At 45.9% G+C, this 21,184-nt stretch carries 22 protein-coding genes; 18 read left to right on the top strand and 4 right to left on the bottom strand.

Annotated features, from left to right (window positions below; genetic code table 11):
* Positions 1–4: 4 nt before the first annotated feature.
* Genes AB6C75_RS12340 through dsbD form a run of 14 tightly spaced genes read left to right on the top strand, consistent with a single transcriptional unit; the run spans position 5 to position 12,845 of the window.
* Positions 5–628, top strand: coding sequence for a CpaD family pilus assembly lipoprotein (locus tag AB6C75_RS12340; RefSeq protein WP_371708282.1), 624 nt, complete (start codon positions 5–7; stop codon positions 626–628).
* Complete coding sequence (locus AB6C75_RS12335; RefSeq protein ID WP_372107897.1) at positions 625–1,785, top strand: AAA family ATPase; 1,161 nt, start codon at positions 625–627, stop codon at positions 1,783–1,785. Before AB6C75_RS12340 ends, AB6C75_RS12335 begins: the two co-directional genes overlap by 4 nt.
* Positions 1,785–3,128 (top strand): CpaF family protein, encoded by a 1,344-nt coding sequence (locus tag AB6C75_RS12330; protein WP_372100422.1) that lies wholly within the window; start codon positions 1,785–1,787, stop codon positions 3,126–3,128. Before AB6C75_RS12335 ends, AB6C75_RS12330 begins: the two co-directional genes overlap by 1 nt.
* Positions 3,128–4,042 (top strand): type II secretion system F family protein, encoded by a 915-nt coding sequence (locus AB6C75_RS12325; protein WP_371708285.1) that lies wholly within the window; start codon positions 3,128–3,130, stop codon positions 4,040–4,042. The genes AB6C75_RS12330 and AB6C75_RS12325 overlap by 1 nt, the downstream gene beginning before the upstream one ends.
* Positions 4,039–4,890 (top strand): type II secretion system F family protein, encoded by an 852-nt coding sequence (locus AB6C75_RS12320; RefSeq protein ID WP_371708286.1) that lies wholly within the window; start codon positions 4,039–4,041, stop codon positions 4,888–4,890. The genes AB6C75_RS12325 and AB6C75_RS12320 overlap by 4 nt, the downstream gene beginning before the upstream one ends.
* Positions 4,887–5,627 (top strand): lipopolysaccharide assembly protein LapB, encoded by a 741-nt coding sequence (locus AB6C75_RS12315; RefSeq protein WP_102497085.1) that lies wholly within the window; start codon positions 4,887–4,889, stop codon positions 5,625–5,627. The genes AB6C75_RS12320 and AB6C75_RS12315 overlap by 4 nt, the downstream gene beginning before the upstream one ends.
* Positions 5,627–6,076 carry a TadE/TadG family type IV pilus assembly protein gene (locus AB6C75_RS12310; RefSeq protein ID WP_004732812.1) on the top strand — a complete coding sequence of 150 codons (450 nt, stop codon included), beginning with the start codon at positions 5,627–5,629 and terminating at the stop codon, positions 6,074–6,076. Before AB6C75_RS12315 ends, AB6C75_RS12310 begins: the two co-directional genes overlap by 1 nt.
* Complete coding sequence (gene tadF / locus AB6C75_RS12305) at positions 6,063–6,626, top strand: tight adherence pilus pseudopilin TadF (protein ID WP_371708287.1); 564 nt, start codon at positions 6,063–6,065, stop codon at positions 6,624–6,626. The genes AB6C75_RS12310 and tadF overlap by 14 nt, the downstream gene beginning before the upstream one ends.
* Positions 6,619–7,842: a VWA domain-containing protein gene (locus AB6C75_RS12300; protein WP_372107896.1), complete on the top strand. Its 1,224-nt coding sequence runs from the start codon at positions 6,619–6,621 to the stop codon at positions 7,840–7,842. Before tadF ends, AB6C75_RS12300 begins: the two co-directional genes overlap by 8 nt.
* Positions 7,843–7,899: 57 nt before the next feature.
* Positions 7,900–8,364, top strand: coding sequence for a TlpA disulfide reductase family protein (locus AB6C75_RS12295; RefSeq protein WP_065105139.1), 465 nt, complete (start codon positions 7,900–7,902; stop codon positions 8,362–8,364).
* Entirely contained in the window at positions 8,364–8,861 is a 498-nt protein-coding gene (locus tag AB6C75_RS12290) for a DUF4266 domain-containing protein (protein WP_017107673.1), read from the top strand. Before AB6C75_RS12295 ends, AB6C75_RS12290 begins: the two co-directional genes overlap by 1 nt.
* 51 nt (positions 8,862–8,912) lie before the next feature.
* Positions 8,913–10,139, top strand: a complete 1,227-nt coding sequence (locus tag AB6C75_RS12285) for a DUF3570 domain-containing protein (RefSeq protein WP_017083026.1) — start codon at positions 8,913–8,915, stop codon at positions 10,137–10,139.
* Entirely contained in the window at positions 10,129–11,052 is a 924-nt protein-coding gene (locus AB6C75_RS12280) for an FAD:protein FMN transferase (protein WP_061021281.1), read from the top strand. The genes AB6C75_RS12285 and AB6C75_RS12280 overlap by 11 nt, the downstream gene beginning before the upstream one ends.
* Positions 11,049–12,845, top strand: a complete 1,797-nt coding sequence (gene dsbD / locus AB6C75_RS12275) for a protein-disulfide reductase DsbD (RefSeq protein WP_371708290.1) — start codon at positions 11,049–11,051, stop codon at positions 12,843–12,845. The genes AB6C75_RS12280 and dsbD overlap by 4 nt, the downstream gene beginning before the upstream one ends.
* 82 nt (positions 12,846–12,927) lie before the next feature.
* Here the strand turns inward: dsbD and AB6C75_RS12270 are convergent, their stop codons facing one another.
* Complete coding sequence (locus AB6C75_RS12270) at positions 12,928–14,058, bottom strand: phosphotransferase (RefSeq protein ID WP_372107895.1); 1,131 nt, start codon at positions 14,056–14,058, stop codon at positions 12,928–12,930.
* Between the two features lie 11 nt (positions 14,059–14,069).
* Entirely contained in the window at positions 14,070–14,354 is a 285-nt protein-coding gene (locus tag AB6C75_RS12265; RefSeq protein ID WP_372107894.1) for a GNAT family N-acetyltransferase, read from the bottom strand.
* A gap of 274 nt (positions 14,355–14,628) precedes the next feature.
* Between AB6C75_RS12265 and AB6C75_RS12260 the strand changes: the two genes are divergently transcribed.
* Positions 14,629–15,375, top strand: coding sequence for a flagellar brake protein (locus tag AB6C75_RS12260; RefSeq protein ID WP_004732802.1), 747 nt, complete (start codon positions 14,629–14,631; stop codon positions 15,373–15,375).
* A gap of 196 nt (positions 15,376–15,571) precedes the next feature.
* Here AB6C75_RS12260 and AB6C75_RS12255 read toward each other — a convergent pair whose 3' ends face one another.
* On the bottom strand, positions 15,572–17,932 hold the full coding sequence (locus AB6C75_RS12255; RefSeq protein WP_004732801.1) for a Lon protease family protein: 2,361 nt from the start codon (positions 17,930–17,932) through the stop codon (positions 15,572–15,574).
* Positions 17,933–18,172: 240 nt separating this feature from the next.
* On the opposite strand from AB6C75_RS12255, the gene AB6C75_RS12250 reads away from it, so the two are divergent.
* Both AB6C75_RS12250 and AB6C75_RS12245 read left to right on the top strand, forming a co-directional pair.
* Complete coding sequence (locus AB6C75_RS12250; RefSeq protein ID WP_004732800.1) at positions 18,173–18,667, top strand: hypothetical protein; 495 nt, start codon at positions 18,173–18,175, stop codon at positions 18,665–18,667.
* 12 nt (positions 18,668–18,679) lie between these two features.
* Positions 18,680–20,308, top strand: a complete 1,629-nt coding sequence (locus tag AB6C75_RS12245) for an ABC transporter ATP-binding protein (protein WP_372107893.1) — start codon at positions 18,680–18,682, stop codon at positions 20,306–20,308.
* A gap of 447 nt (positions 20,309–20,755) precedes the next feature.
* Here AB6C75_RS12245 and AB6C75_RS12240 read toward each other — a convergent pair whose 3' ends face one another.
* Positions 20,756–20,905: a hypothetical protein gene (locus AB6C75_RS12240; RefSeq protein WP_372107892.1), complete on the bottom strand. Its 150-nt coding sequence runs from the start codon at positions 20,903–20,905 to the stop codon at positions 20,756–20,758.
* Positions 20,906–20,940: 35 nt separating this feature from the next.
* Between AB6C75_RS12240 and AB6C75_RS12235 the strand changes: the two genes are divergently transcribed.
* On the top strand, positions 20,941–21,184 hold a 244-nt coding region (locus AB6C75_RS12235; RefSeq protein WP_372107891.1), incomplete at its 3' end, for a phage integrase N-terminal SAM-like domain-containing protein.

The following is a 21,184-nucleotide window of genomic DNA, read 5'->3' as shown; positions in this document are numbered from 1 at the left end:
CATCATGAACAAATTATCCTTATTACTGCCCGCTCTCATTGCGCTTGCGGGTTGCGCGCCAACGCCTACAACCCAACAACCTTCTGTGGATGTGGTGTCCGTGACAAACAAGCTGACTTTAACACTGTCGGGTAAAACGTTATCGGCTCAAGAGAAAGATGACATCTCTGATTTTATTGCTCGTCTAGGTACGCTATCCAACTTAATGGTCAAGATTGAAAATACGACTCAGAAAGGAGAAAGCCAAAGTGAAAAAGTTAGGCTTCATCTGATCGAATCAGGCCTCTACCCTTCTCAAATTTCAGTATCTAATCCATCGGTACAAGGTAAAGGTGATCTCACGATTTTTGTTGAATCTTATCGTGCCGAAGTAACAGCATGTGACGCGGGTAAAACACCAAGAACCACACTCAACGCTTATCGTACTCAGCGCAATTTTGGCTGTGCGAATGCCAGCGCACTGGCGCAAATGGTCGCAAATCCAAAAGACCTGATTGTTGGTCAACCCATCGACAGTGCACAAGGACAAAAAGCGGTGTCTAGCATCGATAACTACTTTGCACCACCAGCACAAAACCAACAGACAAACTCTGGTTCTTCGAATACCACGCTAGGAGGTTCGCAATGAATCAAGTACACAACTTAACGGTACTGATCGCGGCATCGGAGCAACTCGATACATTAGCGCTCACATACACACTGAATGATTTCGGTATCAACAACATCACAACCTCTTCGAATCAAGAAGATGACGTGGTGAGACAGGTACTTAAAAATGACGTTAAAACCATCTTCCTCGATGTATTGAATAGCGAATTGCCAGAATCAAAACAGGTTGTTCAGCGTTTAATACAACGTACTGGGTGCCAAGTTATCGCGATTGGTCATTCAACCGAAATTTTGGCTTACCGTGGAATGCTCGCATCCGGTGCCAGTGACTATTTAGTCAACCCAGTGACACCACAAGATCTTGAACACGTCTCCTTTGCTGCTTTGCAACTCAACAACGAAAAACGAAATGAAAAAATCGTTTCCATTGTCAGTGCAAAAGGTGGCTCAGGAAGCAGCACCATTATAGCCACGTTATCGCAGCAGCTTGCCGAACTCGATAAACGAGTAACTAGTATGGACCTCGATTTTTCGATGGGTGATTTGGATTTGCTACTCAATGTCGAAGGCAACACGGCGTTGGTAGAGCTTTTACAATACCCAGAAAGATTAGAACCTCTCGTATTTGAGCGCAGTGGGATCAGTGTGTCACCCGAGCACACGCTCTTTACCGGTTATCTACCTTTAGACACCACACCATTTTGGCCACAAAAGAGTGCATTCGATCAGTTTACAAAGTTCTGCCTGCAAAGTTCAGACTACTTACTGATCGACATCCCGACCTATTCATTGCGTGACCAGGTTGGCTTTGAAGCGCTTAAAAGTGCCGATATTCGAATCATTGTGGTTGAACCTACACTCAGCTCCATTCGCAATGCAGGCCAGATAATCAAACGACTTCAAAACCAAGCAGCTTCGCAAACCATTGTGGTGTTGAACCATTGTAAGTCCGATTCAGCATCCCTTATTTCAGCCCATGATGTTAAGAAATCACTTGGTACATCTGTAGACGTCATGATTCCATTTTTGCCAAACCATTTCTTGAGCAAGTCATCGCTTGGTCAGCCTGCCCATAAAGGCAATAGGAAAGTGAAGCTCGCGTTTAACTCTCTACTTGAACTAGTCACTGGTGAGCCGCAACAAGGCAACCGCCGTTTTTGGAAGCGAGGCGCATAATGTTTGGTCAGAACACACAAGCCATAGATCCGATTGTAACGAATAGAGCTCGGTCTCATGAAGCCCTAACATCAACACCCTCAGTTCGTGAGCATTATCATGTGATTCATGAAGAGGTCATCAAGGCGATCGACCCATCGGTTGTAGTGAGCTTAAGCGCACCCGATCTTGAAGCTAGAATTGCCGAAATGGTGTCAGATATCGTGGTCTCTAAGCAGTTACCACTTGGTCACAAAGATGTCGCTCATTCAGTGGAACAATTGCTCAATGAGTTTCTAGGATTAGGCCCACTGCAGCCCTTAATTGAAGACCAAGGCATTACCGACATCATGGTCAATGGGTACCGTGAAGTCTACGTAGAACGCTCAGGAAAATTGCAAAAAACGGCCGTTCAATTTCGTAATGAAGAACAACTTCTCAACCTAGCGCGACGCATCGTCAGCAAGGTCGGGCGAAGAATCGATGAATCGAATCCATTAGTCGATGCTCGATTGGATGATGGTAGCCGTGTCAATGTGATGATCCCACCGCTAGCGCTTGATGGAACCTACATTTCCATCCGAAAATTCAATGAGAATAAGCTAACACTCAGCCAATTGGCTCAGTTTGGCGCAATGTCGAAATCGATGGTTAAGCTTATCGATATTATCGTTCGCTCACGCCTTAATGTGCTTGTTGCGGGAGGCACTGGTGCAGGTAAAACCACACTGCTCAACGCGATGTCTTTTAGCATTTCACCTCAAGAACGCATCATTACCATTGAAGACACCGCAGAACTGCGTCTACAACAGCCTCATGTTGTGCGCGCTGAAACTCGCCCAGCCAATGCCGAAGGCTTAACGCCGATTACCCAGCGAGAGTTGGTACGAAATTCTCTACGAATGCGACCAGATCGCATCATTTTAGGCGAAGTTCGTGGTGATGAAGCCTTTGAGATGATGCAGGCAATGAACACCGGCCATGATGGTTCACTGTGTACATTGCACGCAAACTCGGCGACTGACGCACTCGTTCGTATGGAAAACATGTTAATGATGAGCCAAGCGACTCTGCCTCTGTTCTCATTGCGCCGCCAAATCGCAGACACCATCGATGTCGTTATACAAGTCGAAAGAATGCGTGATGGCAAAAGACGCATTGTTTCGATCACCGAGGTGCAAGGGTTAGAAGGAGAACAATACATCACCCAAGACTTGTTCAAATTCAAGCTGTTATCGGAAGATCAACAAGGCAACCTGATTGGCGAATATAAGAGTGCTAAGTGCGTACCAAGCTTCAATGAAAAAGCCAAGTATCATCAACTCGATGCTCAACTAAGAGTAGCGATGGAGCTTGAAGCCTGATGATCCTAGTTCTCACTGTTTTTGTTTTGTTTGTCGCGATCGGGTTAATCAGGTTGAGCTCAAAGCAAGCTATCGTCAATAAGCGCTTATTGTTGGTAAGCGGCAGTCAACGCTCGCTTACAGCTGACGTTTCAATCAAAAAAATCAACCACCAGCGTAGCAACAAACTGCATGCTTTCTTTTTACGAATGAGTGCATTGCTGCCAGTTTGGGATAAGTACTTTATTGTCTTATCAGCTATCGGTTTCCCAGCATCAGGCCACATGTTATTTCCCCAACTGGCAATGCATCATCAACTTTTCTCCGCTGTTGGACTTTGGGTTGTATGCACATGTGCCTTGGTGATGTACCGCCGAAAAATGCAGGTAGAAGAGTTCGAACAAGGCATCATCAATGTACTTGGCTTAATTTCTAGAGCGGTGGCTGCGGGGCTCTCAGTCCCACAAGCGATTGAACAAGTGTCAGAAACCCAACCAGGGCTATTAGGACGTGAGTTCTCCTATATTCGCGATAACTTAACGCTCGGTTTAAGCCTTCGACAAAGCCTCGATGATGCATGCGTTCGCCTTCCTTACAGCAGTTTCCGCTACTTCTCGGTCGCGTTGATCCTGAATCAATCGAATGGTGGCCAACTGCGCGACATTCTTCAAAGCTTAAGCAGAACCATGCATGACAATCGAGCGATGAGAAAAAAGGTCAAGAGCTTAACCTCGGAGCCTCGTATGACAGCCCTCTTTCTTTCTATCTTACCCTTGGGGTTATTGGGTGGTATCTATTTGATGGAACCCGCCATGATAGTCCAATTGTTCAACACAGAGTCGGGACAGCGGGTACTAACCTACGCCGTCATTAGCATCAGCTCAGGCACACTCATTTTGAACGCTCTGACTTGTAACAGAAGGTTCTCATCATGATGTATGTTGCCTTGCTTCTGTTGGGATGTGCACTACTACTCACAGTTGTCGCACACTTGTCTTCCTTCAAACGAGATGTTGTCGCTGAACGACTGACTCGCGTATCGAGCTACTCCTCTAAGTACACCACCGCTTCAAGTAAATGGCGCTTCCAAGGTGCAAAACCACGACGCCAGAAGTTAATCCTCATTGGCTGGTTGAGTCCTAATGCAGAGTTCTATTTTCTTGGCTTAAGACTACTGACGATGGTGATGGGATCTATTGCTTGGTATGTCACTCGAATCCAAGTGCTTAACATGAACTCTGTGGCCGAATGTATCGCAATCGCCATTGTGGTTGGCATCCTGTTCGACCGCATTCTAGATTGGCGTGTGAACCAAGTCCGAATGCAAATTAGCCGCGTTATTCCTGATGCCGTCGATCTGATGGTGGTATGTGTCGCATCAGGCCTAACACTCGAAGCGGTATTTCGCTGTGTCGGTGAAGAGATGCGTGCGATCTCTCCAGCATTGTCACGCGAATGGCTACTCACTGCGACTGAGATATCGGTTCTTGATTCACCACAAACGGCACTTTCAAACCTAGACAAACGAGTCCAGCTTCCTGACATCAACAATATTGTGACCACCATGAATCAATCGCTTCAATACGGCACACCTCTCGCTGAAGCGTTAAAGCTGATTGCCTCTGATAGCCGCCAATATCACTTCTTAGAGCTTGAAGAGTGGGTAGGAAAAATACCAGCCAAGATGTCATTCCCTTTAGTGGTCTTCATCATGCTACCTGTCGTGGGCATTATTGTCGTGCCAATCATGTTATCCCTTAAACAAACTCTGGGGGGCTTATGAACAAGATCGTTCTCTTGGGTTTAGCGCTGATTTTGGTGGGCTGTCAGTCAACGAATAACGTTGAAAAAGAGACCTCTGAAGATATGAAAGTCGCCGAGGTTGCACTGATGAATGGCAAACCAGAAAGTGCCATGGATCTGTACCGAAAGATGCTGATATCGAAGCCTGATGACCCACAGTTACTATTGCTAATGGGGTCTGCTGCGAATCAAGCCAGTCGTTATGATGAGGCGCTGCATTATCTAAAGCGTGGTATCGAGCTTAATCAATCGAGCGCGATTTACAGAGAACTTGGCCGAGCTTGGTTGGCGCTCGGTGAGCTTAAACAAGCCACAACCGCTCTCGAAGAATCTGTCAGATTAGTCGCAACTGATGATGTCGCCCAAAACAGTTTAGGCGTGAGTTACTCGCTCAATAAGCAGTATTCAAAAGCGCGTGAATCTTACTCTCATGCCCTCAGCTTGATGCCATCCAGTAATGAGTATCGCAACAACTTAGCCATGGCTTGGATACTCGATGGTAAACCAGAGCAAGGGATTCGAATTCTGCACCCGATCTTTGTCCGAGGTGAAGCGAGCGTAAAACTGCAACTCAATCTAGCACTGGCTTATGCGCTTTCTGGAGACAGTGCGTCCGCGAAAAGTATCGCTCGTGCACATCTATCTCAACCTGAGTTCGCCAACAATAGTCTGTATTACCAAGAGCTTGCTGCTAAAACAGAGCAAGGAGAACAGTGATGCTCTCACGTCAAAAAGGTGCGCAGACCGTCGAGTTTGCAATGTTGGTGGTACCGTTCCTGATACTGATCATCGGTTTCTTTGAGATCTGCCGCCTGCTGTTGGTCAACATCATCCTTGATGTAGCCGTTAATGCGGGTGTTCGTGAGGCCAAGACACGGCCGATTAGCCCTATTTCAGACCAAGCTTTTGCCGAGACTATCGCAAAGTTCCCACTGATAGATAAGAGCAAGCTCGTCTTGGATCCATCGCCGCTATACGCCGAAAACTTCTCAGATTTAGTTAATGAGAAACCGGTATCCAAAAGCAGAGCAGTGTTAGGCGAGTACAAGGTGTCTTACTCATTTTCATTTGCCTTATTACCTAATCTATCAACTCAGTTTTCTGAGTCTATCGGCAACATGACAACCTTGAAAAGAAAGGTACTGGTTAGTTATGACAACAAATAAAACACCTCGAAAAAAACAAGCGGGTTCAGCAGCGATTGAATTCCCCTTCGTTGTACTCGCACTCATGATCATTTTGTGGGGGCTTGTTGCTACCTACCGCTTATTCAACCTACAGACTCAGCTCGACAACGTGACATATAACCTAGTCAACGCCGTTTCACTAACGCAACTGAAACCAGAGCAAGGCCCAAACGGATTACCTAATACGTTAAAGGATCAGCTTCTCGATCTCGCCGAACGTTATCTTCCGCAAGACATCAAGCGCAGCGATATTGGGTTGGTACTTGAAAGCCGTGTATTTAATACCACTGCTTCGAACTGGGAATACAAGCACATCCATGCCGGGATCATCTGTCAAAGCGACACTCCTCCCATCGAGAAACTAAAGGCACTTATCGTTGAGGGTAGCGGCGACCCTGCGTTAGTTGGAAGACCATCCACCTTGGTTCAACTCACTTTATGTGTGAATACACCGTTTGACTACAAGCGACTCAATCTTCCTAAAACACTCTCAAGTTCATCAGCCGTGATAGGAAAGCATTATGGTTAAACCAATATTCGGCAGCATTGCGCTTAAAAAACAGCAAGGCTCCATGACCATTTCATTGTTGGCGTTACTGTTTCCAGCGCTTTTCATTGCCGTTGGCACCCTGATGATCTCGGCTCAAGTAATGGTTTCAAACCGAGCAGCGCAAGCCGCCGATTCGGCCGCATTAGCGTGTGCTTTTGCTGATACAGCCACACACCCAATGATGTTGGCTTACCAAGAGTACTATAAGCCAACCCTAAAAGGCGTGAGTGGCTTAAAACCAGAAATCATAGGCTCAGAATGCCGTATTAGCCTAGGTTATTCATTATCACCCTTACTGCCCAACTTCAAATATGAGAGCTATGCAAACAAGGTAACGGCGACAGGTGGTGGTTATAAAGGTGTGGTTGAAAGCAAGCACTCTTCGATTCCAACGGAGCTGGTATTGGTACTTGATGTGTCTGGATCGATGGGTTCAAACATCCAGTCGTTGAAATCCATTTTATCCAATGCATTGAATACGATTCAATCTCAGAGCAATAACGCTAACGATTTGGATTCTGTAAGCATTTCAATCGTTCCCTTCGACTCTGGAGTCGCAGCGCAGCGCCCACATTGGTTATCCAAAGAAGCGGCCGGTATCTACTGTATCGATGGGCTTAGCTATCGCAATGGCAATTTCTCTGCAGCACTGACGGTCGACAACTTAGCGACGCTGCACTCAGAACGCCCTGTGAAGTTTACACCGCCAAGTCAATGGTTAAGCGACTGTAACCAAGACTCACCAATGCTGCCATTAACCAGCGTCTTTTCTCGCGTCCGAAACTCGATAAACAGCCTAACAGCAAATGGCGGTACTCGCTCTTTTCACGGCTTGTTATGGGGAGTGAGACAACTGATCCCTAGCTGGCAACAAGCATGGGGAATCAACGTCAGCACAGTACCTGAAACCAGAAGAAAGCTAGTGCTCTTCACCGACGGTGCTGACGAAGGAGACACGTTTGACCAACTGGTTAACGCAGGGTTCTGTACTACCGCAATCAATCAATATGGCATCGAAATGAACTTCATCGGCTATGGCGTCAACTCATCTCGAATCGCCCAATTCGAGCGTTGTGCAGGGAACCCATCACGTGTGTTTAGTGCCACGAATACCACCCAACTCAACGAGTATTTTTCCGACATTTTAGCCGTTGAATACTCGGCAACCATCAAACTCACTCAAGCATCTAATTAACAGAACTTACTTAGAAACACTGAACTTTAAACACAGTTAAAAACAATGGAGAACAACATGTTTACACGAGCCTTAGCGTTATTGGCGCTATGCCTTTCTTTACCCGCATTGGCTTATCAAGAAGGCGATTCTTTATCACCAGACGTTATCGAGAAACTGCAACTTAACAACGATGAACTGACCATTATCGACTTCTTTGCAGAGTGGTGCGTCTCTTGCCGCGAAGAGCTACCGGAAGTCAATCAACTCTACACCGAACTCAAAGGCACTGGTGTCACGTTTAAAGGCGTGGACGTTGATGAAGATGTTGAGGTTGGCTTGGCGTTTCAAAAGCAACTCGGACTGGAATTCCCTGTTGTTAACGACCCTGAACAAGCATTAATTGCCGAGTTCAAGCCGATCGGTATGCCAGCGCTTTATTACATCTATCAAGGCAAGGTTATCAAGATTCGTTTTGGTGCCATCAACCACATTAGCGACGTCATTACTGACGACCTCACCAAGATGGGAGTGCAACTGTAATGCTAATCAAAGCCACCCTTGTTGGGCTACTCGCTATTCCAATGACTGCTAATGCGGCTCTTGAACTCGATCTTAGTGGTTTAGGAAAGAAGCCCGCTGAACAGCAAGCCAACGATAGCGGAAAAAACGAAGGCCCAATCATTGAAGAAGAGATCATCTCCAGCACCGTTTATTCAAGTGGCGGTGATTATTCAAACCCAGAAGCGAAACGTGCAACCAGACGAAATATTGAAATGGTGAAACCCAAGGCAAAGCAACTGGTTATCGAACAGAAAGCACAAGAAGTAAGCAACAAACCTTCTGCTCTGGCTTTCGTTGATGAGTTTCTTGGTATTGAACCTGTAAAGCCTTGGGAAAAAGGCACATTGGCTCAAAAAGAGATGAAACCCGGTGGCCCGGTGCCTGAATTCGACGTCTTTTCTGAAAAGGTCTTCGCTTACAAACAAGGTTCCGTCGGCGGCAGTGGTGTTGGTGGCGGTGGCTGTGGTTGTAACTAACCGCTCCATCAATGAACAAATCAGTATTTAAAAAAACAAAATAAGAACAAAATGAAAAAATTACCAATTACGCTGCTGAGTGCAGCGGCAGTGGCTAACGTGGCATTAGCTGAAGATCATATCTCTGTTCATTACCTGAGCTATGAGGAATACGATGACAGAGTATCAGCCAATGACACCATGGTTTCGATTGAAAAAAGTATCGGCTTAGATTGGACACTCAACGCAGAAATAAGCTACGACAGTGTTTCTGGCGCCTCACCAGCGTGGGGACCAACGACACCTCTTGCTTCGAATGCCGACCAGATAAATCGCGCCCTAAAAACTCAACAGGCACAGAATAAAACCGACGAGGTTATTCGTGCAGGCTACGACCCTCATCGCAGTGGCTATGAAATCCAAAAAGTAGGCCTTGAAGACACCAGAAAATCCATCAGCTTAAGCGCGACCTATCGCGACACCTTACGTAATGAATGGACCTTAGGTGGCAACGCATCTCAAGAAGAAGATTATGAAAGCCTTGGCATTAACGCCAAAGGTTTGGTCTATGCCGATAGCACTAAAAACCGCTCTTACAGTCTAGGGGGCTCTGCCCTTTTCGATCAGACTCAAGCATTCGGCAAATACTCGCTGGCTTCATCAAACAGCCAAAGCTGGGAAGACATTTTTACGGGCAGTTTAGAAGCCGGATTATCACAAACCTTCACGCCGAATCTATACAGCATTTTTACTGCTTACACGGGTTACCGAAGTGGCTATTTGAGCAATCACTATTTAACGGTTCTGCGTGAAGTCGATATCAATGACGACGGTAAAATCGATGACGATGAAGTGTTCTTGGGGCAAGACTCTCGACCAGATACGCGACTCTCTGGCGGTATTAATATCCAAGCTTTTTACTCATTGTCCGACAGTCTAAAAATCCGACCAAGATACAAATGGTTTATGGATGATTGGGGCGTAATGTCTCACCAGTTAGGCGGCAAATTATCTTGGCGAGTGAGTGAATGGTTAACCTTGGCACCGGGCTATTTCTGGTACACGCAAGATGCAGCCGATTTCTATCGCGATCCAAGTAGTGCCGATCCTTCTTTTGCATCGTCAGGCTACGCGACTTCAGACCTTCGCTTAGGCAACTTCACGGCCAATGCCTATGAACTAGGTGCGAGTATCAAGGTACATAAGAAGTTACGCTTAAATGCGCTTGCTGCGTACTACGAACAAAGCAACGGTTTTGAAGCACAGTGGTGGGCTGTTGGAGCAACCTATGAGTTCTAACCTGCCCTTTGTACATCGCTTTCATGCCATGACCGTACCGTGTGAAGTGCAAATTTTGTCGATGGATTTGGCTAACATTCCAGAGGCAAGCGCAACAGCAATAGCGACTGAGATAGAGCAAAACACACGCCGATTGGAAGACAAATATAACTTCTACTGCGACGACTCATGGCTAACACAGCACATTAATCAGCGAGCATCATGTGATGTCGAACTCGATTCTGAATCTGCTGAGGTTTTCCAACACCTCGACCGATTAAGTCAACTGACCTTCGATACCTTTGATACTACGGTTGGCAGCATCAAACATCTTTTAAAACAAAAGCCGAAGATGTTGCACAGTCATGCTTTCCAAGCCCTGTCTTCTGCTTTGGGTAAGCAAGCGTGGGAGCTGAAAGGGACTGTCGATCTACAAAAGACAAGGCTACACGTCCCTGATTCCCGTACTCGTTTCGATTTTGGCGGCGTCATCAAAGAGTACGCCGTCGACCAAGCCGTAGCGATCGGCAAACAGCTCGGCGCGACGTCGATGTTAGTGAATTTTGGCGGTGACATCTATGCGCTGGGAACCAAACCGGATGGCTCGGCATTTAACATTGCTGTCTTAGATCCAAGAGACAACAAGACCCCATTTTTCGCCGTTCCGTTAACGAACGCAGCGCTCACGACCTCAGCTCACAGTGAACGCCAAGTGCAATTTGGTGACAAGACCACCTCTCATATTCTGTCAAAGCAAGATGTCGAGCAGAAGATCCTTTCTGTTACCGCTATCTCGTCGTCCACATTAGAAGCAGGCGTGCTCAGTACTTCACTGACATTGAACCCCAACATATCAGTACCTGAAGACAGCGCTGTTATCTACATCGACGATCAATTACACATTCACCAAAACACGGAGTTCCTTCATCCATGAAGTGCTACCTACTTACGTTAATTCTATTGTTTAGCGGCTTTTTGCATGCTCAAGAAAACGAGTTTCTTCCTGTTGAAGAAGCTTTCCCCGTAACTTGGGAAGCCACAGATCAAGGCGCGGTAATCAGCGTTGATACCCACAAGGGTTACTACCTGTATCAATCTCGATTTTCGTTCAAAGGTGAGTCGTCATTATCTACGTTAGAACCGAGTTATTCGCTGCCAGGTGAAAAGAAAGAGGATCCTAACTTTGGTAACGTCATCGTGTTTCACGAGCCCGTTACCGTTACTGTTCCTTACTCAGGAAGTGGGAAACTCACCGTGCGTTATCAAGGCTGCGCAGACAAAGGACTTTGCTACCTGCCGCAAAAGTTAGTGCTCGATTTACCGATGCTCGAAACCGTAGCTGAAACCTTGGTTGAGGAGCCATCAAACTCTCTATATCAAACCCTAGGTGAGATCAGTGAGGATACGAATGGCTTATCTTCGTTCCTATCCCAAGCCGGTAAGTTACAAGCGCTTCTTGTGTTCTTCTTGCTTGGTCTAGGCTTGTCCCTAACGCCATGTGTACTGCCGATGATTCCGATTTTGGCTAGCATCATCGGTGGCGAAAAAGCGATGACAGGCAAGAAAGGTGCGGCACTCTCCAGTTCCTATGTTCTGGGTATGGCGACTAGCTATGCCATGACGGGGATCTTAGTCACCACCTTGGCAAAAGGTGTCAACCTGCAAGCCGCGATGCAACAGCCTTGGTTGTTAAGTAGCTTTGCAGCGGTTTTTGTTCTGCTCGCATTGGCGATGTTCGGATTCTATGAACTCCAACTGCCTGCCGCCCTGCAGCAAAAGCTCAACAGCGGCTCAGACAAGCTTGGAGGCGGTAAGATCGCCAGTGTCTTTGCCATGGGCGCAATATCAGCCTTGGTTGTGTCACCTTGTGTCAGTGCTCCATTGGCTGGTGCCTTACTGTACGTCTCAACAACTCAAGACTGGGTGTTTGGCGGAGCGACTCTGTTCGTTATGGCGCTTGGTATGGGCATACCGCTTATCGCGATCGGCGCAAGTGGCGGGCGTCTGTTATTAAGAAGTGGCGCGTGGATGGTTTCAGTTAAACAAGTGTTTGGCGTGCTGCTGTTAGCTGTTGCTATCGTCCTGTTGAGCCGCTTTGTTGCTCCATCAATTATTATGATCTTATGGGCGCTGCTTGCTATCGGTTCCGGTGTGCATTTCGGTGCTTTAGAAGCCGCACAACCGGGTTGGGCGCGTACTCGTAAGTTTTCTGCTTTGTTGCCACTGGGTTACGGCCTCATTCTATTTGTCGGATTTTTCTTAGGTAATACCGATCCTCTGAACCCACTAGAAAACAGGGAGTCAGTCCAATCCATTGCGATCACTCCCTTTGAAAAAACAGACTCTGTTATTCAGCTAGAACAACAGTTGCAGACCGCAGCGAGCAGTGACCAAAAGATGCTAGTCGACCTTTACGCAGATTGGTGTGTGTCTTGTAAAGTGATTGAAACCAACGTGTTCAACGACCAACAAGTGAGCCAAAAACTTAAAGAGTGGAAGACAATAAAACTTGATGTGACAGAAAGCTCTCCAGAGCAAATGGCATGGCTCAATGATAAGAATGTATTTGGCCCTCCAGCGATTTTCTTTTACTCACCCGCCAGCGGTGAAATAGAGCCTGCGCGAGTCATGGGGGATATTGATAAAGAGGGCTTCAATAACAAACTCAAACTTGCCAATAAGCTCGCTTACACACGAACGACAGAAGCTGATAGCCTAACGAATTAAAAACACACGCTAGATAAAATCAAAATCGCCCAATCATAAATTGGGCGATTTTTTCTTTTGTGGTTTACAGATATAAGGCAATTTATTCTGGGCTTTCTAGCTGCTCAATCACCGTTTGAGTCAATTGCTCAGTATACAGATTGATCTTCCAGTGTTCTGGACTCCAACCTTTGACAAAACGTTGAAAATCAGCCCACGCCACATAGAACATTGGTCGCCAAGCGGCTTCGATTTCATCAAACGAAAACTGTGGCTGATAGTACGTCAATGCCTCTTCCAAGTATCGGAAGTAAGTCTCTAACATCTGTGATTCAAGCTCTGCACAATCTTGCGGCCTCACTGCGCTGCTCATAAATAGAGCCACGTCTTTCATCGCACAACCATGACCCACATATTGGAAATCGACGGCAGCTGCGTTTTGGCTTTCTGAATCAAAACAGAAATTGGCAAGCTTGGCGTCGCCATGTACCAAAGTTTGATATGGACATTCTTTTAGTAAACGGTCGATGTGCTTGGCTTGGTTCTTCAATGGTAAGTCAGTCAACGCATTAAACTCATCAGGGCGTGTGTCTAAATGCCAGTATGTGCCGACTTGCCACAATGATGCAGACTGCTCTTGGTCGATATGGATGTACTTTGCATGAAAGTTAGCGAGCCATTTAAGAGAAGCATCGCGTTGTTTTTGCTCTTCTAGTGTGTAACCAGACGCCAGTTCAGGCTGAGTCTCTTTGGTTGCCAGATCGTAAGAGGCAGCAAGCACATCAAACTGAGAGATCAACGGAAAGCCGATTTCGGCCAAGTCTTGCATCACAATCAGCCACTCGTTTTCTTGTAACTCACATTGCAACCCTACAGGTACAGGGCAACGCTCATCCCACTCTTGGGTAAACGACTGATACCAAGCCGTTTCCACTTGGTAAGAGTGCACCTTTCGTTGGTGAGAGAGTTTGGTATTCCAACCCTTTGGGTGTTCTGCTTTATCTGGCAACGCGACATGTTTAACAATCACACTTTTCAGTTCAGCATGGCCTTCTTGAGAAAAGACCAAGCGAACTAACTCGCCATATCCACCCCACAGGCGTTGAATCACTTGGACATCAAACCCTTCATGACAACCCAACGAGGTCGCTATTTTTTGATAAAGATCAGGCTGATTTTGACTTGAACTCGCTTCAGGTTGAGCCCGATTATTTGACGATATTGATTGAGACATATTACTCGTTGCTATGCTTTATCAGGTAGAAGATGTGGCCACTGTGGCTGCCTATTCATGTAGTGAACGACATAGCTACAAACTGGCACAATTTTGAAGCCTGCTTGTTCAATTTCAAGCAAGATCGACTCCATCATCACCTTGCCAAAGCCCTTGCCTTGTAGTTCATCAGGGATTCGTGTCGAGGTGATATGTAGTACATCTCCGTCCTTTTGATACTTAACGACCGCGAACTGGTTGGGTTCTAGCTCAACTGTGATCTGGTTCACTTCTTGATCCCATTTTACTGCCTGCATTCTCAACTCCTGCAAATAATTGATACGACAAACAATAAAAGTTTGAAGTATGAGTTCCTTGTAATAGACTAACGCAAGTGCATATAAATAAAACTAAGTACTTACAAACAAAGTAGTTAATTCAGTGCCATCGGCTTAATATAAAAACAGCAATGATAAAAGGCACTCTATAAATCTATGTGAGTACGCCTACTCAATCTAGCACGTAATAACCCCTTGTTAGCAAGTTACCAATATAACTAACAGACGCATGTTGGCGCATGGAGAATATATAATGAACGCACCACTGAAGAAGCCTTTGGAGCATAATCAGGCACTTCAAGACCCTCGTAACCGCACCGTTTCTACGATAAACAGCACCGATGCACTGGCCATGATTGAGCACGGCAGTGAGCTGACATTAAATGTCTCGACTCCGGTTGGCACTAAGTTTCTCGCCACCACCAAATTTATCGGTACGCACAGTGATAACTGTATTGTGGTTGAGGTTCCCGAGGTATCCAATGAAGATCTGAATTTTTTCTTTCAAGAAGGTTTTTGGATGACCGCTCGTGCCTATTCTCTACGAGGTGAAGGCGCACTCATTCACTTTAGAAGCCAAATTCACCATAAGATTGGTGAACCCTTCCCTATTCTTGTGCTTTCGACACCAAGCACGATGCAAGTCACTCAGCTGCGTAAAGAAACACGCTATGAAGTGAACTTGGCTTCAAGAATTATCTTCAACGACCAACGAGCAAACTGTGAGATAAGAGACTTATCTAAAAGTGGTTGTCGTTTTGTGACCTCTCCGACCTCTCGTGCAATTCAGATTGCCGATCGAGTGTCTATCGAGATTACACCTGAAAACTACAATGGCCCTCTTATCCCTCCATTGAGAGGCATCATCTGTAATCTGCAAAAATCGACGCACTACGCTCGATACGGTGTGGAATTTGATGATATTGGCCGCGCTAACGCTAAACACTTGTTGGCAAAATTGAAGTTCGATGGCACCAAGCTCTGCTTACGAAACGGCTAAGATCATTTAACACACTGCGCTCATCAAATTCGTGAATTGACCAAATACAAACCACTCACTCGCGAGCAAAGTCGCAACCAATAAAAAAGCCATCGACTCTAGAATCGATGGCTTTTGCGTTGTGGCTGTTTATCTGTTTATCTGTTTATCTGTTTATCTAGGCATAAACTAGCCAACTAACTATCTAGCTATACAGCTATTTACGCAGTGCGTTCAGTTTAGCTTGAGCGATACCAAAGATAGTATCAATTGGATAGCTACCCTCATCACTTGCCTCACCTGCGGCTTTGCCTGTGAACAGTTCAATCGCCTCTGTGACATGGTCAATCGCCCAGATATTGAACTCGCCTTTTTCAACCGCTTTCACGATGTCACCGCGCAGCATTAAGTTATGAACATTCGATCGTGGGATTATCACCCCTTGTTCGTTTGAACGTCCTTTGATTTCACACACATCAAAGAAACCTTCAATTTTCTCGTTCACACCACCAATTGGCTGAGACTCACCGAACTGGTTCATTGAGCCGGTAATTGCAATATCTTGGCGGTTTGGCTGCTTAGAAAACGCAGACACCACCGCACAGAACTCGGCCATACTCGCACTGTCACCATCAACGCCACCATACGATTGTTCGAAGGTGATGTTAGTGGTGAGTGGTACTTTCGCTGTCTTACCAAATACCGAAGAAAGATAAGCCGATAAGATCATCACCCCTTTCGAGTGAATACTGCCACCTAGGTCTACGTTTCTTTCAATATCAATCACTTCACCATCACCGTAAGCTGTGGTAGCCGTGATTCGGTTCGGCGCTCCAAACATATGATCTGTTGTGCTGAGTACAGAAAGCGCATTGACCTGCCCAACCGCTTGGCCATCAACATGAATAAGCGTTGTACCGTTAGTGAAGGTTTCCATTACGCTGTCTTGCAGTCGTCCAACACGCATCTGTTGGTTAGATAACGCTTGGTCGACGTGCGTTGCACGAATCAAGTTCGATTTTGAGCCTCTCGCTACGTAGTTTGACTCACGAAGCAGATTCGCAATGTGTGCCGAGTGCAGCGACAACTTACCTTGGTCACCCGCTTGACGAGAACTGTGCTCAATGATACGAGCAATCGCTTTTCGGTCACAATGCAGCATGTTGTTGTCGTGCACGATGCTCGAAATAAAGCGCGCGTAGTGCATTTCAGAATCGGGAGTACGCTTCATCTCATCTTCGAAATCGGCTGTCACACGGAACAGTTCACCGAACTCTGCATCGTAATGTTGCAGCAGTTGATAAGTGCGGTAATCACCAAACAAAATGATCTTAACGTCTAATGGAATAGGTTCTGGATCAAGCGATACCGCTCCCGTTAACGTGACCTCTTTTTCTAATGAAGTGAAGCTCAATTGACGCGAACGTAGCGCGCGCTTCAGGCCTTCCCAAACATAAGGCTGTTCGAGGACTTTAACCGCATCCATCAACAACACACCGCCATTGGCTCTATGTAAACTACCAGCGCGAATCAATGAGAAGTCCGTAAATACAGTGCCTTTAAAAGTTGCCGTCTCGACATAGCCAAACAGAGAGTGATAATTCGGATTCTCTTCAACTACGATCGGCAGCGTCTCCTCCTTCTGGCTCACAATCACGTTAACCTTGTAGCGACGCGGCATTTTCTTATCCAAAGAGGCGGTCGCAACTTCTGCTTGCTCTGTGCTCTCTTCCAAGAAAATATCTGCGTTGTCGACAATGTCTTTACGCAGTGCCGTCAGGTACTTTTTGATATCTGGATATTGGCTGTAATCTTGCTTCAACTGCTTGATGAAGTGCGTGATCACATCTCGCGCCGTATCATCATTAAGCTTTTGAATTTTCTCGGTATACGTCTCTTCAAGCTCGGTCAGTTCGCGAGAAATGGTTCGTAGACCCACTTCCAATCCATCGATGGTTTTATCGAACTGGTCTTGCTCTTCCGGCGAAAGCAGATCGAAGCTCTCTTCGGTATGAAGATCATCCCCATTCATTGCGACAAACTGGTAATCACCCTGAGTGGTAATCGTCAGGTTGATGCCCTTGTCTTTCGCTTCTTGGCTAATTGTTTCGAGTGCAGCTTGTTGCTTCGTGGCCAATTGGTTTTTAAGCCTATCTGCACGGCTAAAGTACATCTCATTGTCGAATGCGAGCGGCATGGCTTTAAGCAATTTACGCATCAGCTTTTCAATGTCTTGCTTTAAGCTGCTGCCCACGCCACGTGGCAACTTGAGTACCTTCGGTGTACGAATATCTTCAAAATTCGCGATATAACACCAATCAAAAAGCTCTTGGACCTCTTGAGTGTGTCGGTTTAGATAGCGCAAAATCATGGTGCGCTTACCCAAACCATTTCGCCCTATCGCATAAATGTTGTAACCCTTTTCCTTGATTGACATCGCGAACTCAACGGCCTTTTGTGCACGTTCTTGCCCGACGATTTCGTCAATTGGAGCCAGTTCTTTGGTCGACTTACATGGTAGCTTATCGAGTTCCGCTACCTTATACAGCTGTTCTGTATTGAGTCTTTGCATCGCCATCGCCGCCTCCTTAGTCCTTCATTACTTGGGTGTAGATAAAATCAGTGTAGATGTAATTTCCTATAAATTTAGTGACTTACGCAACATCGCTGTTCAACTGAGCAAATAACGCACAATTTGAGCCATTTTTAAGAATAACCGGCCACTTTCTTTACCAACTTAACACGTGAATGATTTTAATTTGCATTTGATAATAAATATCATTAACATTTTCAGATATTATAAATTGAGGATGTGGATATGGAAATTGAACGATGCTGGATGCACTACCTAAAAGCTGAACAGTTAATGGAACAAGGTCACTGGCCAGAAGCACAGCGCCTGTATGGTGATGTTCTAACGTCTCTTCCTCACCACATCCAGGACGCTGCATACCAAAGCGACATCAAGCCCTGCCAATTTGCCTGTCTACTTGCAGGGCTTAGAGACGCAAGTGTCGCTCAATCAGAGATTTTCAACCGTTTAGGCCATCATCAGCAAGCCTTCGACACCTTGAATCAGTCTTACGCACTGATGCAATTTATCTCTCTCGAAAGCACAGAACTGATCCAACGCACCTATTCACTGCTGGAAAAACAGAGTGAAGATCTACTCAATCATTTGATCGCTTTTTGCAGTGCTCAACGCAGTTCGTATTGGATGCTCGAACTAGAACAAATTCAACGTGCTCATCACCATTTTGGGCAACTTAAAACCACGTCAGAAGTGAAATCTTCACCTAATGTCTTAAATTGATAAGGATATATCATGTCGGACCGGGCCATTCTTAAAGTCAATAACCTCTCCGTTAGCTTCACAACCAATGATGGAATCATTGATGCGGTAAAAAAGGTTAACTTTACCCTTAATTCTAGCGAAACCTTGGCCATTGTTGGTGAATCAGGTTCAGGTAAATCAGTCTCTTCTAACGCACTCATGCGTTTGCTCCCTGATAACGCCATCATTGATGCTCAATCTGAAATAGAATTTGAGGGGCAATCAATACTTGGCAAGACTGAACGAGAGATGCAGTCGATTCGTGGCGACAGAATCGGCATGATCTTTCAGGAACCGATGACCTCTCTCAACCCATACCTGCGCGTGGGCACACAAGTGGCTGAAGCCATTATGTGTCACCGCAATGTATCGAAATCAAAAGCAAAACAGCGTGTGCTAGAGCTCTTCAATCTTGTGCATTTACCAATGCCAGAACAGGCTTACAACAAGTATCCGCATGAGTTTTCAGGCGGTCAGTTGCAGCGCATCATGATTGCGATGGCTTTAATCAACGAGCCCGATATTTTGATTGCCGACGAACCCACCACCGCATTGGATGTGACCGTACAAGCGGAAGTGCTTTCTCTTATCAAAGAAATCCAAAACAAAATGGGCATGGCAATTTTGTTCATCACCCATGACCTTGGCGTCGTGAAACATTTTGCCGACCGTGTTCTGGTGATGTGCAAAGGTGAGCTAGTTGAAGAAGGGATGACTCAAGCCTTATTCGAGAATCCAAGACACGATTACACACGCATGCTGATTAACTCGATTCCTAAAGGCGCTAAGGTTCCTGTTGAGGCGTCAGCCCCAGAGCTATTGTCTGCTGACGACATCCGAGTTCAGTTCTTGGTTAAATCACATTTCATCAAGAGTAAAAGTCAGTACTTCGAAGCCGTAAAAGGCATTTCGTTGAATCTTAAACAAGGCGAAACCTTGGGTATTGTTGGTGAATCCGGATCAGGAAAATCAACACTGGGACGAGCGTTAATCGGCTTGCTGCCAAGTACCGGACGTATTGTTTACAAAGGCCAAGACGTTAGCTTATTAAATGATAAAGAGCGTCACAAGCTCAAGAAAGATGTCCAAATGGTGTTCCAAGATCCTTATGGTTCTTTATCACCACGCATGACAGTTGGGGAAATCATCACCGAAGGCTTAACGGTGCATCAACCTCATCTATCCAAGCAAGAACGTTTAGAAAGAGCGCGCAAAGCATTGATTGAAGTTCGCTTAGAGCCGAATTCAGTAAACCGTTATCCACATGAGTTCTCTGGCGGGCAAAGACAACGTATCGCGATTGCTCGCGCGCTGATTCTTGAACCTTCTTTCATTTTGCTGGATGAACCGACTTCAGCACTCGATCGCTCAGTACAACTGACCGTGATTGACCTGCTGAAAGACATTCAAGCCAAGCACAATATCGGCTTCCTGTTCATCAGCCACGACCTCTCGGTAGTGAAAGCACTGTCGGACCGTGTATTGGTGATGCAGAAGGGTGAAGTGATGGAAGAAGGGTCTGCAGAAGATATTTTCAACAACCCGAAAAATGACTACACCAAGAAGTTAATCGCAGCGTCATTCGACTTAGAAAATAAATCGAAAAAAAATGCGGCGTAACGGGAACTAATCAACATTAACAGCGTCTTATATGTACATTCTGAATATTTATCGATACTCAAAATAATTGGAGTTGCAGCTAGGCAACAAATAAGTTCAGCCCTATGAGCATAGGGGTTCTATGTGATTAGGGTGAACTTAGGCAGTTAACAACGCTGCAGCTTCAAGTATGAAGAGTAGAATGGATTGAAATCTAGAATGGATATAGCAAAACTGGTTTGGCCGCCAAAAGAGAAATGTCGCATGGATGCGACATTTTTCGTTTCTGGCGTATATGAAAAATCAACTCAGTGATTATGAAGGTTTGCTAAAATTGACGGACTTTAAACAGGGTTAGCTGGTAGTCGAGTCGCAGAGGGGCTTCGTTCAACTCGTTTTTGGACATAAATGAGCTACAGCCTCCCCTAAATTAGCAATTTATAGATAACTAAAGGTATGGAAAGTCGCTTAACGTAGCGTCCAGTATTGATGGTGCAGATCAAAAGCGCACCAAACTTCATACCAAAACCGCCGAGTGTAACGCATCACCTTGATTGCTTTGTTGAACGAAGCCGCTGCGCGGCAGAGTAAAACGAGTACAAGCCATACTCTTGTCACACCATCACCCTGATGGTCGTTGACAGGAGTAACTTATGAATCCCACCGACTTAGAACGCTACAACGCCCTTTATGAACAACACCTTACCAACCTAAAACTGCAAGGTAAACGCCCTGCAACTATTGATGCCTATTCTCGTGCGGTTCGTCGGATCACCGCTCATTTCGATCGCGTTCCTGACACATTAACCACGGCCGATCTCAAACAGTTCTTCGCGTCTCTTATCCAAACCCACTCGTGGAGCACCATTAAACTCGATCGTAATGGCTTGCAGTTTT

Source organism: Vibrio sp. 10N.237.312.B06 (assembly GCF_041464685.1).
Classification (GTDB): domain Bacteria; phylum Pseudomonadota; class Gammaproteobacteria; order Enterobacterales; family Vibrionaceae; genus Vibrio; species Vibrio tasmaniensis_A.
The sequence above is the reverse complement of the archived record's forward strand: the minus strand, read 5'-3'. Positions and strand labels throughout refer to the sequence as shown.

Bases quoted from the DNA above. Each gene is read 5' to 3' on its own strand.
- tadF (WP_371708287.1), top strand. From the start codon at position 6,063: ATGACAACAAATAAAACACCTCGAAAAAAACAAGCGGGTTCAGCAGCG.
- AB6C75_RS12285 (WP_017083026.1), top strand. From the start codon at position 8,913: ATGAAAAAATTACCAATTACGCTGCTGAGTGCAGCGGCAGTGGCTAAC.
- AB6C75_RS12245 (WP_372107893.1), top strand. From the start codon at position 18,680: ATGTCGGACCGGGCCATTCTTAAAGTCAATAACCTCTCCGTTAGCTTC.
- AB6C75_RS12310 (WP_004732812.1), top strand. From the start codon at position 5,627: ATGCTCTCACGTCAAAAAGGTGCGCAGACCGTCGAGTTTGCAATGTTG.
- AB6C75_RS12330 (WP_372100422.1), top strand. From the start codon at position 1,785: ATGTTTGGTCAGAACACACAAGCCATAGATCCGATTGTAACGAATAGA.
- AB6C75_RS12260 (WP_004732802.1), top strand. From the start codon at position 14,629: ATGAACGCACCACTGAAGAAGCCTTTGGAGCATAATCAGGCACTTCAA.
- AB6C75_RS12325 (WP_371708285.1), top strand. From the start codon at position 3,128: ATGATCCTAGTTCTCACTGTTTTTGTTTTGTTTGTCGCGATCGGGTTA.
- AB6C75_RS12290 (WP_017107673.1), top strand. From the start codon at position 8,364: ATGCTAATCAAAGCCACCCTTGTTGGGCTACTCGCTATTCCAATGACT.
- AB6C75_RS12335 (WP_372107897.1), top strand. From the start codon at position 625: ATGAATCAAGTACACAACTTAACGGTACTGATCGCGGCATCGGAGCAA.
- AB6C75_RS12270 (WP_372107895.1), bottom strand. From the start codon at position 14,058: ATGTCTCAATCAATATCGTCAAATAATCGGGCTCAACCTGAAGCGAGT.
- AB6C75_RS12280 (WP_061021281.1), top strand. From the start codon at position 10,129: ATGAGTTCTAACCTGCCCTTTGTACATCGCTTTCATGCCATGACCGTA.
- AB6C75_RS12340 (WP_371708282.1), top strand. From the start codon at position 5: ATGAACAAATTATCCTTATTACTGCCCGCTCTCATTGCGCTTGCGGGT.
- AB6C75_RS12250 (WP_004732800.1), top strand. From the start codon at position 18,173: ATGGAAATTGAACGATGCTGGATGCACTACCTAAAAGCTGAACAGTTA.
- AB6C75_RS12315 (WP_102497085.1), top strand. From the start codon at position 4,887: ATGAACAAGATCGTTCTCTTGGGTTTAGCGCTGATTTTGGTGGGCTGT.
- AB6C75_RS12320 (WP_371708286.1), top strand. From the start codon at position 4,039: ATGATGTATGTTGCCTTGCTTCTGTTGGGATGTGCACTACTACTCACA.
- AB6C75_RS12295 (WP_065105139.1), top strand. From the start codon at position 7,900: ATGTTTACACGAGCCTTAGCGTTATTGGCGCTATGCCTTTCTTTACCC.
- AB6C75_RS12255 (WP_004732801.1), bottom strand. From the start codon at position 17,932: ATGGCGATGCAAAGACTCAATACAGAACAGCTGTATAAGGTAGCGGAA.
- AB6C75_RS12300 (WP_372107896.1), top strand. From the start codon at position 6,619: ATGGTTAAACCAATATTCGGCAGCATTGCGCTTAAAAAACAGCAAGGC.
- AB6C75_RS12265 (WP_372107894.1), bottom strand. From the start codon at position 14,354: ATGCAGGCAGTAAAATGGGATCAAGAAGTGAACCAGATCACAGTTGAG.
- dsbD (WP_371708290.1), top strand. From the start codon at position 11,049: ATGAAGTGCTACCTACTTACGTTAATTCTATTGTTTAGCGGCTTTTTG.